The 16793-nt window shown below is 65.5% G+C and carries 22 protein-coding genes; 10 read left to right on the top strand and 12 right to left on the bottom strand.

What is annotated here, in order from left to right:
- Positions 1-5: 5 nt before the first annotated feature.
- Positions 6-938, bottom strand: coding sequence for a transcriptional regulator GcvA (locus H0S73_RS03325; RefSeq protein WP_181050821.1), 933 nt, complete (start codon positions 936-938; stop codon positions 6-8).
- A gap of 118 nt (positions 939-1056) precedes the next feature.
- Here H0S73_RS03325 and H0S73_RS03330 point away from each other — a divergent pair, with 118 nt between their 5' ends.
- Both H0S73_RS03330 and H0S73_RS03335 read left to right on the top strand, forming a co-directional pair.
- On the top strand, positions 1057-1296 hold the full coding sequence (locus H0S73_RS03330) for a DUF1127 domain-containing protein (protein ID WP_181050822.1): 240 nt from the start codon (positions 1057-1059) through the stop codon (positions 1294-1296).
- 19 nt (positions 1297-1315) lie between these two features.
- Positions 1316-1999 carry a glutathione S-transferase family protein gene (locus tag H0S73_RS03335; RefSeq protein ID WP_181050823.1) on the top strand — a complete coding sequence of 228 codons (684 nt, stop codon included), beginning with the start codon at positions 1316-1318 and terminating at the stop codon, positions 1997-1999.
- Positions 2000-2040: 41 nt separating this feature from the next.
- Here the strand turns inward: H0S73_RS03335 and H0S73_RS03340 are convergent, their stop codons facing one another.
- A complete protein-coding gene (locus H0S73_RS03340; protein ID WP_181050824.1) occupies positions 2041-2538 on the bottom strand; it encodes a YidH family protein in 498 nt (165 codons plus the stop codon).
- Between the two features lie 110 nt (positions 2539-2648).
- On the opposite strand from H0S73_RS03340, the gene H0S73_RS03345 reads away from it, so the two are divergent.
- The gene (locus tag H0S73_RS03345; protein WP_181050825.1) at positions 2649-2906 is read left to right on the top strand and encodes a hypothetical protein; all 258 of its coding nucleotides are present in this window, start codon (positions 2649-2651) and stop codon (positions 2904-2906) included.
- A gap of 52 nt (positions 2907-2958) precedes the next feature.
- Here the strand turns inward: H0S73_RS03345 and coaA are convergent, their stop codons facing one another.
- The 8 genes from coaA to hisB all read right to left on the bottom strand — a co-directional run bounded on the left by coaA (position 2959) and on the right by hisB (position 8571).
- A complete protein-coding gene (gene coaA / locus H0S73_RS03350; RefSeq protein ID WP_181050826.1) occupies positions 2959-3936 on the bottom strand; it encodes a type I pantothenate kinase in 978 nt (325 codons plus the stop codon).
- A 21-nt stretch (positions 3937-3957) separates the two neighbouring features.
- Positions 3958-4278, bottom strand: a complete 321-nt coding sequence (locus tag H0S73_RS03355; RefSeq protein WP_181050827.1) for a phosphoribosyl-ATP diphosphatase — start codon at positions 4276-4278, stop codon at positions 3958-3960.
- A 7-nt stretch (positions 4279-4285) separates the two neighbouring features.
- Complete coding sequence (gene map / locus H0S73_RS03360) at positions 4286-5035, bottom strand: type I methionyl aminopeptidase (protein WP_181050828.1); 750 nt, start codon at positions 5033-5035, stop codon at positions 4286-4288.
- A gap of 51 nt (positions 5036-5086) precedes the next feature.
- Entirely contained in the window at positions 5087-5890 is an 804-nt protein-coding gene (hisF, locus tag H0S73_RS03365; protein WP_181050829.1) for an imidazole glycerol phosphate synthase subunit HisF, read from the bottom strand.
- Between the two features lie 138 nt (positions 5891-6028).
- A complete protein-coding gene (hisA, locus tag H0S73_RS03370; protein ID WP_181050830.1) occupies positions 6029-6784 on the bottom strand; it encodes a 1-(5-phosphoribosyl)-5-[(5-phosphoribosylamino)methylideneamino]imidazole-4-carboxamide isomerase in 756 nt (251 codons plus the stop codon).
- On the bottom strand, positions 6772-7422 hold the full coding sequence (gene hisH, locus H0S73_RS03375) for an imidazole glycerol phosphate synthase subunit HisH (protein WP_181050831.1): 651 nt from the start codon (positions 7420-7422) through the stop codon (positions 6772-6774). The genes hisA and hisH overlap by 13 nt, the downstream gene beginning before the upstream one ends.
- A complete protein-coding gene (locus H0S73_RS03380) occupies positions 7419-7910 on the bottom strand; it encodes a DUF2628 domain-containing protein (protein WP_181050832.1) in 492 nt (163 codons plus the stop codon). The genes hisH and H0S73_RS03380 overlap by 4 nt, the downstream gene beginning before the upstream one ends.
- Positions 7911-7983: 73 nt before the next feature.
- The gene (hisB, locus tag H0S73_RS03385) at positions 7984-8571 is read right to left on the bottom strand and encodes an imidazoleglycerol-phosphate dehydratase HisB (RefSeq protein WP_181050833.1); all 588 of its coding nucleotides are present in this window, start codon (positions 8569-8571) and stop codon (positions 7984-7986) included.
- A 254-nt stretch (positions 8572-8825) separates the two neighbouring features.
- Between hisB and hslV the strand changes: the two genes are divergently transcribed.
- The 5 genes from hslV to H0S73_RS03410 all read left to right on the top strand — a co-directional run bounded on the left by hslV (position 8826) and on the right by H0S73_RS03410 (position 13100).
- The gene (gene hslV / locus H0S73_RS03390; RefSeq protein WP_181054224.1) at positions 8826-9356 is read left to right on the top strand and encodes an ATP-dependent protease subunit HslV; all 531 of its coding nucleotides are present in this window, start codon (positions 8826-8828) and stop codon (positions 9354-9356) included.
- Positions 9357-9491: 135 nt separating this feature from the next.
- Positions 9492-10802 carry an ATP-dependent protease ATPase subunit HslU gene (hslU, locus tag H0S73_RS03395; protein WP_181050834.1) on the top strand — a complete coding sequence of 437 codons (1311 nt, stop codon included), beginning with the start codon at positions 9492-9494 and terminating at the stop codon, positions 10800-10802.
- A 141-nt stretch (positions 10803-10943) separates the two neighbouring features.
- Positions 10944-11711, top strand: coding sequence for an endonuclease III domain-containing protein (locus H0S73_RS03400; RefSeq protein WP_181054225.1), 768 nt, complete (start codon positions 10944-10946; stop codon positions 11709-11711).
- Positions 11712-11782: 71 nt separating this feature from the next.
- Positions 11783-12436, top strand: a complete 654-nt coding sequence (locus H0S73_RS25665) for a BA14K family protein (protein ID WP_246388710.1) — start codon at positions 11783-11785, stop codon at positions 12434-12436.
- Between the two features lie 205 nt (positions 12437-12641).
- Positions 12642-13100, top strand: a complete 459-nt coding sequence (locus tag H0S73_RS03410; protein WP_181050835.1) for a BA14K family protein — start codon at positions 12642-12644, stop codon at positions 13098-13100.
- Between the two features lie 57 nt (positions 13101-13157).
- On the opposite strand, the gene H0S73_RS03415 is transcribed toward H0S73_RS03410, so the two are convergent.
- Positions 13158-13508 (bottom strand): RidA family protein, encoded by a 351-nt coding sequence (locus H0S73_RS03415; RefSeq protein ID WP_181050836.1) that lies wholly within the window; start codon positions 13506-13508, stop codon positions 13158-13160.
- Between the two features lie 187 nt (positions 13509-13695).
- Between H0S73_RS03415 and H0S73_RS03420 the strand changes: the two genes are divergently transcribed.
- Complete coding sequence (locus H0S73_RS03420; protein ID WP_181050837.1) at positions 13696-14199, top strand: DUF4142 domain-containing protein; 504 nt, start codon at positions 13696-13698, stop codon at positions 14197-14199.
- A gap of 51 nt (positions 14200-14250) precedes the next feature.
- Here the strand turns inward: H0S73_RS03420 and H0S73_RS03425 are convergent, their stop codons facing one another.
- Positions 14251-14865 (bottom strand): pyridoxamine 5'-phosphate oxidase family protein, encoded by a 615-nt coding sequence (locus H0S73_RS03425; RefSeq protein ID WP_181050838.1) that lies wholly within the window; start codon positions 14863-14865, stop codon positions 14251-14253.
- 130 nt (positions 14866-14995) lie between these two features.
- On the opposite strand from H0S73_RS03425, the gene H0S73_RS03430 reads away from it, so the two are divergent.
- Positions 14996-16678 carry an adenylate/guanylate cyclase domain-containing protein gene (locus H0S73_RS03430; RefSeq protein ID WP_181050839.1) on the top strand — a complete coding sequence of 561 codons (1683 nt, stop codon included), beginning with the start codon at positions 14996-14998 and terminating at the stop codon, positions 16676-16678.
- Positions 16679-16793 lie beyond the last annotated feature (115 nt).

Here is a 16793-nt window from a genome sequence, read left to right on the forward strand (position 1 = left end):
GGGCGTCACCCCCGCCCCGCCTCGGCGACATGCGCCCTCGCCTCCTCCAGCAGCCACTCCCGAAAGGCCGCGAGGGCCGGCCGGTCGGCGGTGGCTTCCGGGCAGACCACGTAATACTGATAGGATCCCTTCACCTGCTGCGGAAACGGCTGAACGAGGCGCCCGGCCTGCAGGTAATCGCCGATCAGCACATTGGTCGCGAGCGCCACGCCCTGCCCGGAGGCTGCGGCCTGGAGGCAGAGATAGGTATGCGGAAAATGCGGGCCGCGGGAGGTGTCGACGCCGGTGACGCCGACGGCGGCGAGCCAGCGATCCCAGGTGGTATAGTCGGGGATGCTGTAGACGCTCTCGTGCAGCAGGGTGTGGTGGCGCAGATCCGCCGGCTCATTCAGGGGTCGCTCGGGATCGCCCAGCAGGGACGCGCTGCAGACGGCGAAGAAATACTCCTCCATCAGCAGGTCCGAGCGGAGCCCCGGATAGTTTCCCCGGCCGAAGCGGATCGCCACATCCACATCCTCGCGGGCAAAGTCCGTCAGCCGCGTATCGACGGAGACCCTCACCTCCAGGTCGGGATGCTGCTCCTTCAGAGAACCCAATCGCGGAATCAGCCAGCCTGATGCGAAGCTCGGCATGGAGCTCACCGTGATCACGTTCGACCGGTCGGAGCGCAGGGCCTGGGCCGTCGCGTTGTCGAGCCGGTCGAGGATGTCCGACAGGGAGGCGGCATAATGCTCGCCGAGCGGCGTCAACGCCACGCCGCGGCTCGGCTGGCGCAGGAAGAGAGGACGCCCGAGCCAGGCCTCCAGGGCTTTCACCTGCTGGCCCACGGCGCTCGCCGTGACGGCGATCTCGTCGCCCGCCTTCTCGAAATTCAGGTGCCGCGCCGCGGCCTCGAAGGCGCGTAGGGCATTGAGCGGGGGAAGGCGTCTGCGGGACATGGCGGATCCGGGAACTGCCCAAGTTTTCCTTGGGCACAGAGCAAGAACTTCTCGTTTGCCTGCAACCTACCATGGGAGCACATTCACCTCAATGGAACGCCGTTGAAGGAGACCCACCATGGCGATCGGATATGCCGCAGGAAATCTTGGGCTTAGCGCCACCCGCCGCGAACGCAGGAAGGGGCTGCTGCAGCTTCTGCTCAGGGTTGAAGCTTGGCTCGATGCACGCAGGGACGCCAGGGCTTTGTACGCGATGGATGATCGGGAACTCGCCGATATCGGGTTGTCGCGAACCGATGTAGAGGTCTTGAATGTGGCCTCCTGGCAGGACCGCCTGCCCGCCCCCTTCAGCCGATGATCGCCCGAAAGACACCCCGATGAAGCTCTATTCCGGTCCCGTCAGCCTCTTCTCCCGCAAGGTCGAGATTGCCCTTCACGAGAAGGGGCTGCCCTTCGAGCAGATCCTGGTGCCGTTCACGCAGACCGGAGGCTACAGCCCCAGGAACCCGGACGTGCTGGCCATCAACCCCAAGGGACAGGTCCCGGTCCTCGTTGACGGAGACCTGTCCGTCTACGATTCGACCGTGATCCTCGAATACCTGGACGAGGCCTATCCCGAGCCAGCCCTCCACCCGAAGACCCCGGAGGACCGCGCCCGGTGCCGGCTCTTCGACGTGTTCGGCGACGAGGTCATGCTGGCCCCCCTGCGCTCCCTGATGCACCGCACCGAGCCGAAGCCCGACAATATGCAGCGCTGGGACGCACAGGAAGCGAAGGCCCGGGAGGCCGAACCGGTTCTCGCCGGCCATTTCGCCGAGATCGACCGCGCGCTCCGGGGCAAGGACTATCTCTGCGGCGCCTTCTCGGCCGCCGACATCGCCGTGTTCATGGCGGTCTTCTGGACCCGCCGCCTGGGCGGTCCGTCCCTGAGGGAACACGAGGCCCTGGCCGCTTGGTACGAAAGGCTTTGCGCGCGCCCGGCTTTTGCCAGGGTCATCGCGGAAATCCGCGCGGCGGATGCGGAGCTGTCGGCTCCGGTCGAAGGAGCGTTCCGGGAGTGAAGCCCCCGGGCGCATCGTGCGTCCCGAAGTCCGCCTTTCCCTCACACGCCCGTTCGCCCGAACCAGATGCTGAACAGGGCCGCCAGCGAGACGAGCGCCAGGAAGCCGTTGAAGGCGATGAGCAGGAAGGGCGGAAGGCGCTGCACGTCGGGCTGCGGCGGCTGCGATCCGGTGAAGACCTGGCGCCAGACGGCGGCCGCGAAGCAGAAGGCGCTGAACAGGATCAGGATCGAGCCCGTGGACACCGTCATCCAGCCCGGCACCACCCCCTCCAGGAGCTTCTTCGCCCCGATGCCGGAGGCGAGCGACGCCAGGCCTGTCCGCACCCAGGCGGCATAGGTACGCTCGGCCGCGAAAACCGTTCGGTTGGCGGCGAGTTCCGTGCGCCGGTCGGCGCTGTCCTTCATCTGCACGCTGGCCTTGGCGGTCGTTCGGGCCGCCGCCTGCGTGTGCTCGGCCGCTTCCTGTGTCTGCTCGGCAGCTTCCTGTGCATGCTCGGCGCTGCGCTTGAGCTTTTCGTCGGCTGGCTGTGTCGTCATCCGTCCTCCTTTCATGTGGAGGCACAACGCTGGCGCTCGTGAAATAGTTGAACAAACGCGCAAATTCGATATGTTAATACATATTGCATCCGCGATATGGTCGAAAGAAATTGATTGATTGGATTTGGCTTCTGGCGCTCCCCATTGCCGTCATCATGGTCCTGCCGACCTCGACCGCTCGCAGCCGTGTGTCCCGTTACGTGCTCTATACCGGCAGGTTTCTGACGATCGGCGCTTGGCTGCCGCTGCTATCAGCCGTCATCCTCGGATGGGCCGGCGACAATCCGATCGGGCTGGGGCTCCTGGCCGTTCTCGGCAGCGGGCTCGGCCTGCTCTTGATCGGCTGCGGCACGTTATTGCGTCAGTAGGCATCGGTCCGGGTGCGATGCACCCGGAGGCCTCGTGGAAGCCGGCTCCCGCTCACAAACGTCTCAGCGCCACCGTCTCGATCCGGTGGCTGGGACCCTTCTTCAGGATCAGGCTCGCCCGCTGGCGGGTCGGCACGATGTTTTCCTGCAGGTTCACCAGGTTGATGCGGTTCCACAAGCCCTCCGCGATGGCGATGGCGTCCGCTTCCGCGAGCTCCGCATAGCGCCGGAAATAGGACAGCGGGTCCCGGAATGCGGTGTGGCGCAGGCGCAGGAACCGGTTCACGTACCAGCGGTGCAGGTCGGCCTCGTCGGCGTCGATATAGACCGAGAAATCGAAGAAGTCGGACACGAAGGGAATGGCCGTGCCGTCCTTGGGCATGCGCGCCGGCTGAAGCACGTTGAGCCCTTCGACGATGAGGATGTCCGGGCGGTCGACATTCGTCTCCTCGCCGGACACCACGTCATAGACCAGATGCGAATAGAGCGGCGCCTTCACGTTGCGCTTGCCGGCCTTGATGTCGGCGAGGAAATGCAGGAGCTTTCCCGTGTCGTAGCTCTCCGGAAAACCCTTGCGCTCCATGAGGTTGAGCCGGGTCAGCTCGGCATTGGGCAGGAGGAACCCGTCCGTGGTGACGAGATCGACCTTGGGCGTGTTGGGCCAGCGGGCGAGAAGAGCCTTCAGCACGCGGGCCGTGGTCGACTTGCCGACCGCCACCGAGCCCGCCACGCCGATGATGTAGGGCACCTTCTCCTGTTGCTCGGCCAGGAGGAAGCGCTGGGTCGCCTTGAACAAACCTTGCGTCGCCGCGACGTACAGCGACAGGAGACGGGAGAGCGGCAGGTAGATCGCCGCCACCTCGTCGAGCGAGATCGGATCGTTGAGGGATTGCAGCTGAACCACCTCGTCGGCGGTCAGCGTCATGGGCGCGTCGGCGCGCAACCGAGCCCATTCGTCGCGCGAGAAGGTGCGATAGGGCGAGAGGCCGTCGTCGTCCTCGGCGGCGGACACCAGGTTGGGCTGGTCCATGCGAACCACCTCTTTCCAATTTTAGGTCTTGCGCGCGGCCTTCTCCGCAAGACCCGATTGCGCCGTGCGGCGCTCCAGTTCGGCCATAACGTCACTTAGAGGAATATCGGCGCCCTGCAACACGACCAAAAGGTGATACAGGACGTCCGCCGCCTCGGCCGTGAGGTTTTGCCGGTCGCCCTGAACGGCCGCGATGGCGGCTTCCACCGCCTCCTCGCCCAGCTTCTTGGCCGCCTTGGCGGGCCCGCCGGCAATGAGCTTGGCCGTATAGGATTCGGTCGCCGGCGCGGCGGCGCGCTCGGCCACGGTTCGGGCGAGATCGTCGAGGGTGAAGGGGGTCATGGTTGGACTAGCCCGGTAATGTGACGACGAGAGGACCGTTACGGGTGGCGACGACCGTGTGCTCGTATTGTACCGTCAGTGCGCGCGGCTCGCTGAGCAAGGTCCATTCATCATCGCCGTCCGTCGCCCAGTTGGCACCCAGCGACAGGAAGGGCTCCACCGTGAAGACGAGGCCCTCGTTCATGATCCGGCGCTCGGAGCGGTCCGGCCAGGTGGGAATTTCCCCCGGCTCTTCATGAAGGGAATGGCCGATGCCATGGCTCGCCAGATTGCGGACCAGGGTATAGCCGTTCTTCTCCGCGAATGTTCCGATGGCCTGGCCGATCCCGGCGATCGGCCTGTCGGCGCCGACCTGGCGCAGGCCGACCCACATGGCACGCCGCCCGTCCCGGCAGAGTTTCTTGACGGCGTTCGTCGTCGGCGGAACGGAGAAAGAAGCGCCGGTATCGGCATAGATTCCGTTCTTTTCCGCCGAGATATCGATGTTGACGAGGTCCCCCGCCTCGATCCGGCGCGATCCGGGAATGCCATGGGCGATCTCTTCGTTCACGCTGATGCAGGTCGCGCCGGGAAAATCGTAGACGAGTTCCGGGCCGGACCGGGCGCCGGCCTTGTCGAGCAGCCGGCGGCCGATCCTGTCGAGCTCCGCCGTCGTCATGCCCGGCTCGAGGGAAGCCGCCATGGCCTCAAGGGTGTTGGCGACGATCCTGCCGATCTCCTTGAGCTTATCCAGATCGTCCTCGTTGGAGATCGTCATGGGCCAAATTCCTTCATGCTGTCTGGAGCTGCGGTGGGCGTCGCAACCGCATCACTGCCGGTTAGCAGGGCTCTGCGCCGGCTCGTCGAGCCGCATCTTCAGACCCTTCCCGGCCATGTAGCCCTTGGCTTCCGAAATCGTGTGGGTGCCGAAATGGAAGATGGAAGCCGCGAGCACGGCGCTGGCATGACCCTTCTCGACGCCGTCGACGAGGTGATCGAGGTTGCCGACGCCTCCCGAGGCGATCACCGGCACCGAGACCGCATCCGCGATGGCGCGCACCAGCGCCAAGTCGTAGCCGCCCTTGGTGCCGTCCCGGTCCATGGAGGTGACCAGAAGCTCCCCTGCCCCCAGCTCCGCCACCTGACGGGCGAACGCGATGGCATCGATCCCCGTGGCGGTACGGCCGCCATGGGTGAAGATCTCCCAACGCGGCTCCTCGCCCTCCCCCGACACCTTCTTGGCGTCGATGGCGACGACAATGCATTGGCTGCCGAATTTTTGCGCAGCCTCGCGCACGAAGTCCGGGTTCTTGACGGCCGCCGTGTTGATCGAGACCTTGTCGGCGCCCGCGAGCAGGAGCTTGCGGATGTCGTCGACCGTGCGCACGCCGCCGCCCACGGTGAGCGGCATGAAGCAGGCCTCGGCCGTGCGCCGCACCGCATCGAGCAGGATCCCTCTCGCCTCGTGGCTCGCGGTGATGTCGAGGAAGCAGAGTTCATCGGCGCCGGCCGCGTCATAGGCCTTGGCGGCTTCCACGGGATCGCCAGCGTCGACGAGGTCGACGAACTGCACGCCCTTCACGACGCGCCCGTCCTTCACGTCGAGGCAGGGAATGAGACGGACTTTGAGCATGGATCACTCTTACATCACCTTCCCCTTGAGGGGGAAGGTCGGACCGCGAGGTCCGGGACGGGGTGGATGCGCGGCGCTTGCAGAACGAGGTGTCTCCACCCCACCCCGCCGCTGCTCGCGCAGCGTCGACCCTCCCCCTCAAGGGGAGGATGTAACCGGTACTCTTCTCAGCAGCGCCAGCGCTTCCTCCGGATCGATGCGCCCGTCATAGAGGGCCCGGCCGGAGATGGCGCCGTTCAGAACCGCGCAGTCGGGCTGGGTGAGGCGCTCGATGTCGGCCATGGAGGCGAGGCCGCCCGACGCGATGACCGGGATCGAGACGGCGCGGGCCAGCCCCAGGGTCATGGGGAAGTTGAGGCCCTTTAGGATGCCGTCGCGGGCGATGTCCGTGTAGATGATGGCGGCCACGCCCGCATCCTCGAATCTCCGGCCGAGTTCCTCCGCCGACAGGGTCGAGGTCTGCGCCCAGCCCTCCACGGCGACGAGCCCGTCCTTGGCGTCGATGCCGACCGCGATCTTGCCCGGATGGCGGCGCGCGGCCTCCCGCACGAAGGCCGGATCGCGCACGGCGGCCGTACCGATGATGACGCGGGACACGCCCTTGCCGAGCCAGCCGTCCACGGTCTTCATGTCGCGGATGCCGCCGCCGAGCTGCACCGGGATCGTGACGCGATTCAGGATGGTCTCGACGGCGGAGGCGTTCATCGGCTTTCCCGCGAAGGCCCCGTCGAGGTCGACCACGTGCAGCCATTCGAAGCCCTGGGCCTCGAAGGTGGCCGCCTGGTCGGCCGGATCGTCGTTGAACACGGTCGCCTGGTCCATGTCGCCCTGAATGAGGCGGACGCAGCGGCCTTCCTTCAAATCGATCGCGGGATAAAGAATCACGGGCGCCACCTTAGAAAATTGGCGATGAGCTTGAGGCCGAGCGCCTGGCTCTTCTCGGGATGAAATTGGGTGCCGACGATATTGTCCCGCCCGACGATGGCCGTCACCGGCCCGCCGTAATCCGTGGTGGCGACCACGTCGTCCGGGTTCGCCGGCGAGAGCGCATAGGAATGCACGAAATAGGCATGCAGCCCGTCCGGCCCGGTGGGAATGCCCTCCAGAAGCGGGTGCGGCTTCGCCACTTCAAGCGTATTCCAGCCCATATGCGGGATCTTGAGGGACGGATCGCTCGGCACGATGGGCTTCACGTCGCCATGGATCCAGTCGAGCCCATAGCTCGTCGTATGCTCCAGCCCCCGGGTCGCCATGAGCTGCATGCCGACGCAGATGCCGAGGAAGGGCCGCTTGTCCTCATGGACGCGTCGCTGCAGCGCCGCCACCATGCCGGGCACGGCATCGAGGCCGCGGCGGCAATCGGCGAAGGCGCCCACACCCGGCAGCACGATCCGGTCCGCCTGGGCGACGAGGGCCGGGTCGGACGAGACGGCAATGGAGAGATCGAGCTCCGCCTCGCGCGCCGCCCGCTCGAAAGCCTTGGCAGCGGAGTGCAGGTTGCCGGATCCGTAATCGATGATGACGACGCTCACCGGGGACGCTCCGCATCGGGAAAGAGGCCGATGACCGGTTCGGGCCGCCGGGCGGTGGACAGGACGGCCGAGACGGTCGCGGGACGGGGCGGAGCGGACGGCCGGGCTTCGAGCCGGCGGGCGAAGGCCTGGGCCTCCGCGTCGTCCTGGTCCTCCGCCGTGACCGCGTCGACCATGGCCATGCCGTTTCGCGCGAGGGTCCAACGCCGCAGGCTGTTGGCCTCGAGCCCGATCAGGGCCTGGAGCAGCAGCTGCGCGACGGAGCCCGCGAGCGGATGCACGTCGAGCAGGGTCAGGAGGCCGCCGAAGGCGAAGACGACGATCAGCACGCCGATGCCGGCGAGCCAGAGCCGGTGGTAGAAGAACCAAAAAAAGGTGAAGAAGAAGGCGCCCCAGGAGAAGGCATCCTTCACGAGCTCCGATTCCTCAAGGGCCGTCGGATCGCCCGGCCGCGCGTCGCGCGGGAGGTGCAGGGTATAGGTGGTCATGGCGACGTTTCCTCAAGTCCCGTCCGGTGAGGTGACGCTGGCGTGCCCGCCGGACAAGGGTCTTGGTTAGAACTTAGAGCGTACCCTTGGTGGAGGGAACGCGGCCTTCTTCCCTTGGGTCCAGCGCCACGGCCTGACGCAAGGCCCGTGCCAACCCCTTGAAGCAGCTCTCGGCGATATGGTGGCTGTTCTCCCCGTAGAGCGTCTCCACGTGGAGCGTCAGCCCGGCATTGATGGCGAAGGCCTGGTGGAACTCGCGCACCAACTCGGTGTCGAAAACGCCGATCTTCTCCGTCGGGAACGTGGTCCGGAAGACCAGGAAGGGACGGCCGGAGATGTCGAGGGCGACACGCGTCAAGGTCTCGTCCATCGGAAGATGGATGTCGGCGTAGCGCGAGATGCCCTTTTTATCGCCAAGCGCCTGCAGGATCGCCTGACCGAGCGCGATGCCCGTATCCTCGGTCGTATGATGCTGGTCCACATGCAGGTCGCCGGTCACCTTCACGCTCAGGTCGAAGAGACCGTGTCGGGCGAACAGTTCGAGCATATGGTCGAGGAAGCCGACCCCCGTGGAGATCTCGGCCTTGCCGGTGCCATCGAGGGCAATCGACACGGCGACATCGGTCTCGGCGGTGCGACGGCTGACGCTCGCGGAGCGCATCATTAAAATCCTTTGCGGAAGCAGAGACGGGCCTTCTAGCAAGCTGCGGCGAGAAATGCCACCCGCGTTGCTTTTGGCCGATGAATGATTAAGTCAGGCCTCAGGCGCCTGACAAACCCCACCCCTTCCTTCGAGACGGCCCGATGGCCTCCTCAGGATGAGGCCCATGGTGCGTCCGTCAGGCGCGCATTGCTTACGACGAATTTTCCTCTGCCGGAGCCTCTGCCTTGTCCGAAGACGCCACCCCCCGCAGCATGCACGCCACCACGATCCTCATGGTCCGCAAGGGCGGCCGCGTCGTCATCGGCGGCGACGGGCAGGTCAGTCTCGGCCAGACCATCGTGAAGGGCAACGCGCGCAAGGTCCGCCGCCTGTCCAAGGGCGGGGTCATCGGCGGCTTTGCCGGATCGACGGCCGATGCCTTCACCCTGTTCGAGCGCCTCGAGGCCAAGCTCGAGCAATATCCGGGCCAGCTCACCCGCGCCTGCGTCGAGCTCACGAAGGACTGGCGCACGGACCGCTACCTGCGCCGCCTGGAGGCGATGATGCTCGTGGCCGACAAGGAGGTGGGCCTGCTGCTTTCCGGCGCGGGCGACGTGCTGGAGCCGGAGAACGGCATCATGGCTATCGGATCCGGCGGCAATTATGCCCTGGCCGCCGCGCGGGCCCTGGCCGATTCCGACATGGATGCGGAGGCCATCGTGCGCCGGTCCTTGGCGATTGCGGCCGAGATCTGCGTCTATACCAATGGCAACATCGTCATCGAGACATTGGACGTCGCATGAATCCCCACGTGTCATCCCCGGCGGCCGCAAAGCGGCGGCAAGGGAATTCAGACACGGAAGCCCTGATTGTGGATCCCCGTCCCCTCCAGCAGCTGACGCTGCCTTCGGCCGGGGACGACACCGGAAGATGAAGTCATGACCACGTTTTCTCCCCGCGAAATCGTTTCCGAACTCGACCGCTACATCGTCGGCCAGAACGACGCCAAGCGCGCGGTCGCGATTGCCCTGCGCAACCGCTGGCGCCGGCAGCAGTTGGAAGGCCATCTTCGCGAAGAGGTGGCGCCGAAGAACATCCTGATGATCGGGCCGACCGGTTGCGGCAAGACCGAGATCTCCCGCCGCCTCGCCAAGCTTGCGAACGCACCCTTCCTCAAGGTCGAGGCGACCAAGTTCACGGAAGTGGGCTATGTGGGCCGCGATGTGGAGCAGATCGTGCGCGATCTCGTGGAGATCGGCATCGGTCTCGTGAAGGAGGAGCGCCGTCGGCAGGTGCAGGCGAAGGCGCATGTGGCCGCGGAGGAGCGCGTGCTCGACGCGCTCGTCGGCTCGACCGCGAGCGCCGCCACGCGCGATGCGTTCCGGCGCAAGCTGCGCGCCAACGAGCTCGACGACAAGGAGATTGAGATCGAGCTGCAATCGGGCGGCGGTCAGGGGATGCCGATGTTCGAGATTCCCGGCATGCCCGGAGCTTCGGTCGGCGCGATCAACCTCTCCGACATGTTCGGCAAGGCCTTCGGCGGACAACGCAAGACGCGGCGCACCACCGTGCGGGAGGCCTACGAGCCGCTGGTGACGGAAGAGGCCGACAAGATGCTCGACCAGGACGCCATCGTCCAGGAAGCCCTGCGCCAAGTGGAGAACAACGGCATCGTGTTCCTCGACGAGATCGACAAGATCGCCGGCCGCGAGGGCCGCACGGGCGCCGACGTTTCCCGCGAAGGCGTGCAGCGCGATCTGCTGCCGCTGATCGAAGGCACCACCGTGTCGACCAAGCATGGGCCTGTGAAGACCGACCATATCCTCTTCATCGCGTCCGGCGCGTTCCACGTGTCGAAGCCGTCCGACCTGCTGCCCGAACTTCAGGGCCGCCTGCCGATCCGCGTCGAGCTTTCGCCGCTGACCGTGGAGGATTTCAAGCGCATCCTCACGGAAACGGAGGCGAGCCTCATCAAGCAATCGGTTGCGCTGATGCAGACGGAAGGCGTGAGCCTCGTCTTCACGGACGACGCCATCGATGCCTTGGCGCAGGTGGCCGTCGACGTGAACAACTCGGTCGAGAACATCGGCGCGCGCCGCCTGCAGACGGTGCTGGAGCGCGTGCTCGACGACGTCTCGTTCACCGCGCCCGATCGCTCGGGCGAAACGGTGACCGTCGATGCCGCCTATGTGCGCGGCGAGGTGGAATCGCTGGCGAAGAACACGGATCTGAGCCGGTTCATTCTATGATCGCACACTCCATGTCATGGCCGGCCTTGTGCCGACCATCCCGATAAGGTGAAGCGCCGCGTTTCATGCAATCGGGATCATCGGGACAAGCCCGGTGATGACGACGTGGAACCAGCGTCCCGATTCGCGACTTGCATCGGGATGAATCCGGACCTGCAGGACCTGAAGGAGAAGGCGCTGACGATCCATCGGCGCCTCTGCGAGGTCTATGGCTGTCCGATCCCCTACTTTCATTCCCTCGATCCCGTCAGCGAGCTGATCTCCTCGCTTCTGTCCCATCGCACCCGCAACGCGGATTCGGGCCGCGCCTTCAAGGCGCTGAAAGGCCGTTATGCGGATTGGCGCGCCATGATGAACGCGCCGACGGCCGAAGTGGAGGAGACGATCCAGGGCGTCACGTGGCCCGAGCAGAAGGCGCCGCGCCTGCAAGCGGTGCTGCACGCCATCGAGGAGCGGCATGGCAGCCTTTCGCTCGATTTCCTCGACACCATGCCGGTCGACGAGGCGAGGGCGTGGCTCGAGAGCATTCCTGGGATCGGACCGAAGACGAGTGCGGCTGTGCTGTCGTTCTCGAAGCTGCGGAAGGCCGCCCTGCCGGTCGACAGCCATCATCACCGCGTCGCGCAGCGCACGGGCCTGATCCCGCAATCGACGGCGGTCGGACCATCCCATGCGGTGCTCGCCGCCCTGCTTCCCGACGATTGGGACGCACAACAGGTTTACGACCACCACGAAGTCATGATGCTGCACGGGCAACGCTGCTGCTTCTTCAAGAACCCGGCCTGCGAACGCTGCGCGGTCCTTGGTCTGTGTCCGACGGGACAGGGACGGATGGAGGGAAGACCAACCGTGATGCGGCAGCCCGAGACGGGGCCGGACCTTCACTCCTCACGTGCCCGCGAGCGATAGAGCGGGTTCCTCGAAAGCGGAACCATTCAAGGCTTCCTCGCGTTTTCTTCCCATCCTGGTAGGAGCCGGCCATGCGAAAACTCATCTTCGCCGCTTTGGCCACAGCCGTGCTCGTTCCGGCATCGTTGTTCGCCGGTTCAGCCTCCGCGCAAGTGGCGCCGTTTTCAAAGTTCCAGCAGCTCATCGATCACAATCAGATCACGATTGCCTATGCCGCTCGCGGCGGCCGTGGCGGTGGGGGGCGCGTTCATGGCGCCTCCATGAGAAGGCCGGTCGGCATGCATGCCGGTGGCTACCGGGGCTATCGCGGCAATGTAGCCCGTGCTGGCATGTATCGGGGTAACATGGCTCGCGGCGGGGTATATCGGGGCAATGTTGCGCGGGCAGGAGCCTATCGCGGCGTCGCGACCCGCTCCTATGCGGGGCGATACCATAACGGTCGCTATTATAACCGGCCCTATGCCGCCTATGGACGTCCCTATTATCGCGGCGCGTATTACGGCGGATACTATCGGCCGTATTATGGTGGCTCTTACTACCCCTACGGCTACGGTGCTGCAGCGGCAACGGGCGCTCTGATCGGCGGCGCCATCGCATCGCAGCCCACGGTGACGGGAAGCGTCGGGTCGAATGACTCCGCTTATTGTGCGCAGCGTTACAGATCGTACAATCCGGCAACCGGCACATTTACCGGTTATGATGGACGGCAGCATTCCTGCCCATAGCGACCTTTTTTATTCAGCAGAGCGAGACGGGCTGAAAAAGCCCGTCTTTTCTTTCGGCTGCTTTCGCATCTCGCCTTACAGGAAAAGACCCTCTTCTACGATCAGGAACCCTCACGTTCCCGCGAGACATGGCCCAAAATTCCTAAACCGAGGAACGACCTCCGGGCCGCGGGCGTTCGCCTCCAACGATTGGAGGAGTTATCCCATGCGTAAGTTTGTTATGGCCGCCTTGGCCACGGCGGCCCTTGGTACCTTCGGCCTTGCCGCTCCGGCGTCCGCCGCCGAGGCGCAGACGGCTCCCGTCAAGGAGCTCGTCGCCGCTATGAAGAAAGGCGAGGTTCAATCCGATTACGTGCAATATCGCCGTCATTACCGCGGCGGCCCGCGCTACGTGGAACGCCGTTACTACGCACCGCGTCGGTACTACGGAGATCGCTATTATTATCGCCGTGATCGCGGCAACGCCCTGGCGGCCGGCGCCCTGGGTCTCGCGACCGGCGCCATCATCGGCGGTGCCATCGCCCAGTCGCAGGCTCAGGCCGCTCCGACCTACGTGGCTCCGGGTGGCAGCGCGGCCGGCTACTGCGCCCAGCGCTTCAAGTCTTACGACCCGGCATCGGGCACCTATCTCGGCTACGATGGCCTGCGCCATCCCTGCCCGTAACTTGAGCAAAGCATGGATGAACGAAGCGGGCCTGGCGGCCCGCTTCTTTTTTGGAGATTACTTCGCCGCGATGACGGCGATCTCGACCTTGAAGGCCGGAGCGGCGAGCTTCGCCTCGACGGTGGCGCGGGCAGGCGCGTTGCCGGCCGGGACCCAAGCGTCCCACACGGCGTTCATCTCCTGGAACGTACCCATGTCGGTGAGCCAGATATTGGCCATCAGGATCTTCGACTTGTCGGTTCCGGCTTCGGCCAGGAGACTGTCGATGATCGAGAGGATTTCCTTCGTCTGCTCGGTGACGCTTTGCCCGGCGCTCTGGCTGGCGACCTGGCCGGCGAGATAGACCGTGTTGCCGTGAACGACCGCGCCGCTCATGCGCGGGCCTGGCTTGATGCGTTGAATCGTCATGACGTGCCTCTTTCCAGTCGATGAGGCTGCCCTTTTGGCCGCCCGGGAGCGAAGCGTAAAGGGCCGGCGGCCAAATTATGTGGATCGCTCAGACGCGCCGGCAATCCGGGAACCGGGCCGCCTCGCGGTCGTTCATGGCTTACTTGTGATGCGTATCGAGAATCGTTTCGTTCGAACAAGGTGCATCATGTCAAAGAAACTTCTCTTGAGCTTCGGTATCGCGGCCTCCCTGGCGTGCTCCTCCTACGCTCTCGCCAAGGACCAGCCGAATCAGGCCTTCATCAAGAAGGCGATCGAGGGCAACCTCGGCGAGGTCGCCGTGGGTCAGCTCGCCCAGCAGAAGGGCGCCAGCGACGCGGTCAAGAATTTCGGTCGCCAGCTCGAGACGGATCATTCCGCCGCGAACCAGAAGGCCATGTCCGTGGCAAACACCCTCAACGTGACGCCGCCGACCGAGCCGGGCAAGGAGCAGAAGGCGGTCTACCAGAAGCTCTCGAAGCTCTCGGGCGCCGCCTTCGACCGCGAGTTCATCAAGGAAGCGGTGGCTGACCACAAGAAGGATGTCGCGGAGTACGAGAAGGAATCCAAGCGGCAGAACGATCCTGCAGCCTCCTACGCGGGCGAGACCCTGCCGACGCTGCAGAACCATCTGCAAACGGCGCAATCCTTGTCGTCCGCGAAGACGCAATAGGAAGCCGGCACTTCAAGCATCGGACGTGACATCAAACCGGCGTCCGCTGCTTCAGTAGAGCGTGGTCTTCTGCCGTTCGGGCAGGGCTTTATCGTAAGCCTCGCCGTCGAAACGCTCGGGGCTCAGGGCCGCGAGAATCTGGCCCGCGCTCGGCAACGAGCCGCGCGCCACATGCTTGTCCGGGTTCCACAGCTCCGACCGCAGGATCGCGCGGGCGCATTGGAAGAACACGGCATCGACCGTGATCGCGATCACGGATTTCGGCGCCTTGCCGTCGATGGCGAAGCTCTCGAGCAGGGCAGGCTCCACCGAGATCACCGCACGGCCGTTGACGCGCAGGGTCTCGCCGATGCCGGGAATCAGGAACAGCAGTGCGACGTTCGGATCGCGCACGATATTGCGCAGGGAATCGACCCGGTTGTTGCCGCGCCGGTCGGGCAGGAGCAGGGTCTTCTCGTCCCGCACCCGTACGAAGCCGGGCCCGTCGCCGCGCGGCGAGCAATCGAGCCCCTCCGGCCCGCTTGTGGCCAGCGCCACGAAGGGCGCGACCTCGATGAGGGCCCGGTACTCGGGCACGATCCGGTCCGTCTCCTTCAGGAGCGAGCCCTTGCTGACCTCGCCGTAGAGCGATTCGAGTTCGGGCAGGGTGGTGATGATGTCGGGCATGTCTCGCGGGGCGGTCCAGGGATCGTGATTTGACAATCCGTACCTTGGTGCAAGTGCATGGTTGCAGGCAAGCCTGAAAGCCGATGCGGCTTGGCCTTTGTGAAAGGCTTGGCCTTTGTGAAAGACGCGTATGAAAATCCTTCCAGGCAAATCTGCCCCTGAACCGCTCGGCTCCGAGATCGCGATCCGGACGCGGGAGATCCGCCTGTTCACGGGCCTCGTGCTCGGCGCATTCCTGCTCACCCATTTTTCCAATCACGCCCTCGGCCTCGTCTCGGTCGAAGCGATGGAAGCCGGGCGCGTCTGGTTCAACCGCCTGTGGCGAAGCCCGGCCGGAACCGTGCTCCTCTACGGGTCGGTGCTCACGCATTTCCTTTTGGCCCTGCTGGCGCTCTACCGGCGCCGGAGCCTGCGCATGCCGTTCCGCGAGGCGGCTCAGCTGATCCTGGGCCTGAGCCTCCCGTTCCTCCTCGTCGCCCACGTGGTCGGGACACGGGTCGAATGGGCCCTGACCGGACACGATTCCGGCTATCCGGAAGTGGTTCGCAGCATCTGGATCCTCAATCCCGCCATCGGCGCGCGACAAGCCCTGGCCCTCGTGATCGCCTGGCTGCACGGATGCCTCGGGGTCTATTTCTGGCTGCGTCCGAAACCCTGGTTTCCACGCTCTGCGCTGATCCTTTACACGGGCGCGCTCCTCGTTCCGGTCCTGGCGCTGCTCGGCTTCGCGGAGGCGGGGCGGAGCATCGAGGAGGCACCGGATCGGTTCGGCTCCCTGCCGGTTCCTCCCGCGTCCGATCTCCTGCCGATGATCGGGCCCGGCCTTTACGTGGCTTTCGGGGGAATGATCGCCGCGACGCTGGCCGCCCGCCTCGTCCGCAGCCTGCGCCTGTGGTCGCGGCGGGTGCGGATCGTCTATCCGGGCGATCAGGTCGTGACCGTGCCTCTCGGCTTCAGCGTACTGGAGGCGAGCCGCATCGCCGGCATTCCGCATCTGTCGGTCTGCGGCGGGCGCGGGCGCTGCTCCACCTGCCGGGTGCGGGTGCTCGAAGGCGACCCGCACCAGCCGCCGCCCACCGCGCAGGAACGCGGCACGCTGGCGCGCATCAAGGCGGGACCCAATGTGCGCCTCGCCTGCCAGTTCCGGCCGACCCACGATGTCTCGGTGGTGCCGATCCTGTCGACGGGACGCAACGGCGTGGCCTCGCTCGTGCGCGGCGGCCGGGCCCAGGGGCAGGAGCAGGAGATCGCCGTTCTGTTCTGCGACCTGCGCGGTTTCACGAGCCTCGCGGAGCGGCGCCTGCCCTTCGACACGGTCTTCATCCTCAACCGCTATTTCGAGGCGGTGGGCGAATCCGTCGAGGATGCGGGCGGCTATATCGACAAGTTCATCGGCGACGGGGTTCTCGCCCTCTTCGGCCTCAAGTCCACGCCGCAGCAGGCCGCCCGGCAGGCTCTCGACGCGGCGCTCCGGATCAAGGCGGCGCTCAAGCATCTCAATGAGGAATACGAGAGCGAATTCGAGCAGCCCCTGAAGATCGCCATGGGCCTCCATGCCGGCCCCGCCATCGTCGGACAGATGGGCTACGGCCAGGCCACCAGCCTCACCGCCGTGGGCGACACGATCAACGCCGCCAGCCGCCTGGAAGGCCTCGCCAAGGAGCTCGACGTGGAACTCGTCGTCTCCGAAGACCTCGCCACCCGCGCCGGCCTCGACCTCTCCAGCCGCGACAGGCAGATCGTCCAGATCAGAGGACGCGCGGCGCCCCTGGGGAGCTGGATCATTCCAGAGGCGGGGAGTTTGGGGCGGTGAGGCAAAGGAGCAGGATCTTTCGGCGGTGAAGGTTTGCTCACCCGGGCGCCCACGCCTCGATCAGGCATTAAAAAAGCGCGGCTTTCGCCGCGCTTTCCTTTGCCTGAAATGTCGA

The organism is Microvirga mediterraneensis, assembly GCF_013520865.1.
GTDB classification, from domain to species: Bacteria; Pseudomonadota; Alphaproteobacteria; order Rhizobiales; family Beijerinckiaceae; genus Microvirga; species Microvirga mediterraneensis.

Excerpts from the sequence above, each read along its gene's own strand:
- hslV (WP_181054224.1), top strand. The coding sequence starts at position 8,826 with ATGCACGCCACCACGATCCTCATGGTCCGCAAGGGCGGCCGCGTCGTC.
- H0S73_RS03420 (WP_181050837.1), top strand. The coding sequence starts at position 13,696 with ATGTCAAAGAAACTTCTCTTGAGCTTCGGTATCGCGGCCTCCCTGGCG.
- H0S73_RS03430 (WP_181050839.1), top strand. The coding sequence starts at position 14,996 with ATGAAAATCCTTCCAGGCAAATCTGCCCCTGAACCGCTCGGCTCCGAG.
- H0S73_RS03425 (WP_181050838.1), bottom strand. The coding sequence starts at position 14,865 with ATGCCCGACATCATCACCACCCTGCCCGAACTCGAATCGCTCTACGGC.
- hslU (WP_181050834.1), top strand. The coding sequence starts at position 9,492 with ATGACCACGTTTTCTCCCCGCGAAATCGTTTCCGAACTCGACCGCTAC.
- H0S73_RS25665 (WP_246388710.1), top strand. The coding sequence starts at position 11,783 with ATGCGAAAACTCATCTTCGCCGCTTTGGCCACAGCCGTGCTCGTTCCG.
- map (WP_181050828.1), bottom strand. The coding sequence starts at position 5,035 with ATGACGATCTCCAACGAGGACGATCTGGATAAGCTCAAGGAGATCGGC.
- H0S73_RS03380 (WP_181050832.1), bottom strand. The coding sequence starts at position 7,910 with ATGACCACCTATACCCTGCACCTCCCGCGCGACGCGCGGCCGGGCGAT.
- H0S73_RS03340 (WP_181050824.1), bottom strand. The coding sequence starts at position 2,538 with ATGACGACACAGCCAGCCGACGAAAAGCTCAAGCGCAGCGCCGAGCAT.
- coaA (WP_181050826.1), bottom strand. The coding sequence starts at position 3,936 with ATGGACCAGCCCAACCTGGTGTCCGCCGCCGAGGACGACGACGGCCTC.
- hisB (WP_181050833.1), bottom strand. The coding sequence starts at position 8,571 with ATGCGCTCCGCGAGCGTCAGCCGTCGCACCGCCGAGACCGATGTCGCC.
- H0S73_RS03400 (WP_181054225.1), top strand. The coding sequence starts at position 10,944 with ATGAATCCGGACCTGCAGGACCTGAAGGAGAAGGCGCTGACGATCCAT.
- H0S73_RS03325 (WP_181050821.1), bottom strand. The coding sequence starts at position 938 with ATGTCCCGCAGACGCCTTCCCCCGCTCAATGCCCTACGCGCCTTCGAG.
- H0S73_RS03330 (WP_181050822.1), top strand. The coding sequence starts at position 1,057 with ATGGCGATCGGATATGCCGCAGGAAATCTTGGGCTTAGCGCCACCCGC.
- hisF (WP_181050829.1), bottom strand. The coding sequence starts at position 5,890 with ATGCTCAAAGTCCGTCTCATTCCCTGCCTCGACGTGAAGGACGGGCGC.
- H0S73_RS03410 (WP_181050835.1), top strand. The coding sequence starts at position 12,642 with ATGCGTAAGTTTGTTATGGCCGCCTTGGCCACGGCGGCCCTTGGTACC.
- H0S73_RS03335 (WP_181050823.1), top strand. The coding sequence starts at position 1,316 with ATGAAGCTCTATTCCGGTCCCGTCAGCCTCTTCTCCCGCAAGGTCGAG.
- H0S73_RS03355 (WP_181050827.1), bottom strand. The coding sequence starts at position 4,278 with ATGACCCCCTTCACCCTCGACGATCTCGCCCGAACCGTGGCCGAGCGC.
- H0S73_RS03415 (WP_181050836.1), bottom strand. The coding sequence starts at position 13,508 with ATGACGATTCAACGCATCAAGCCAGGCCCGCGCATGAGCGGCGCGGTC.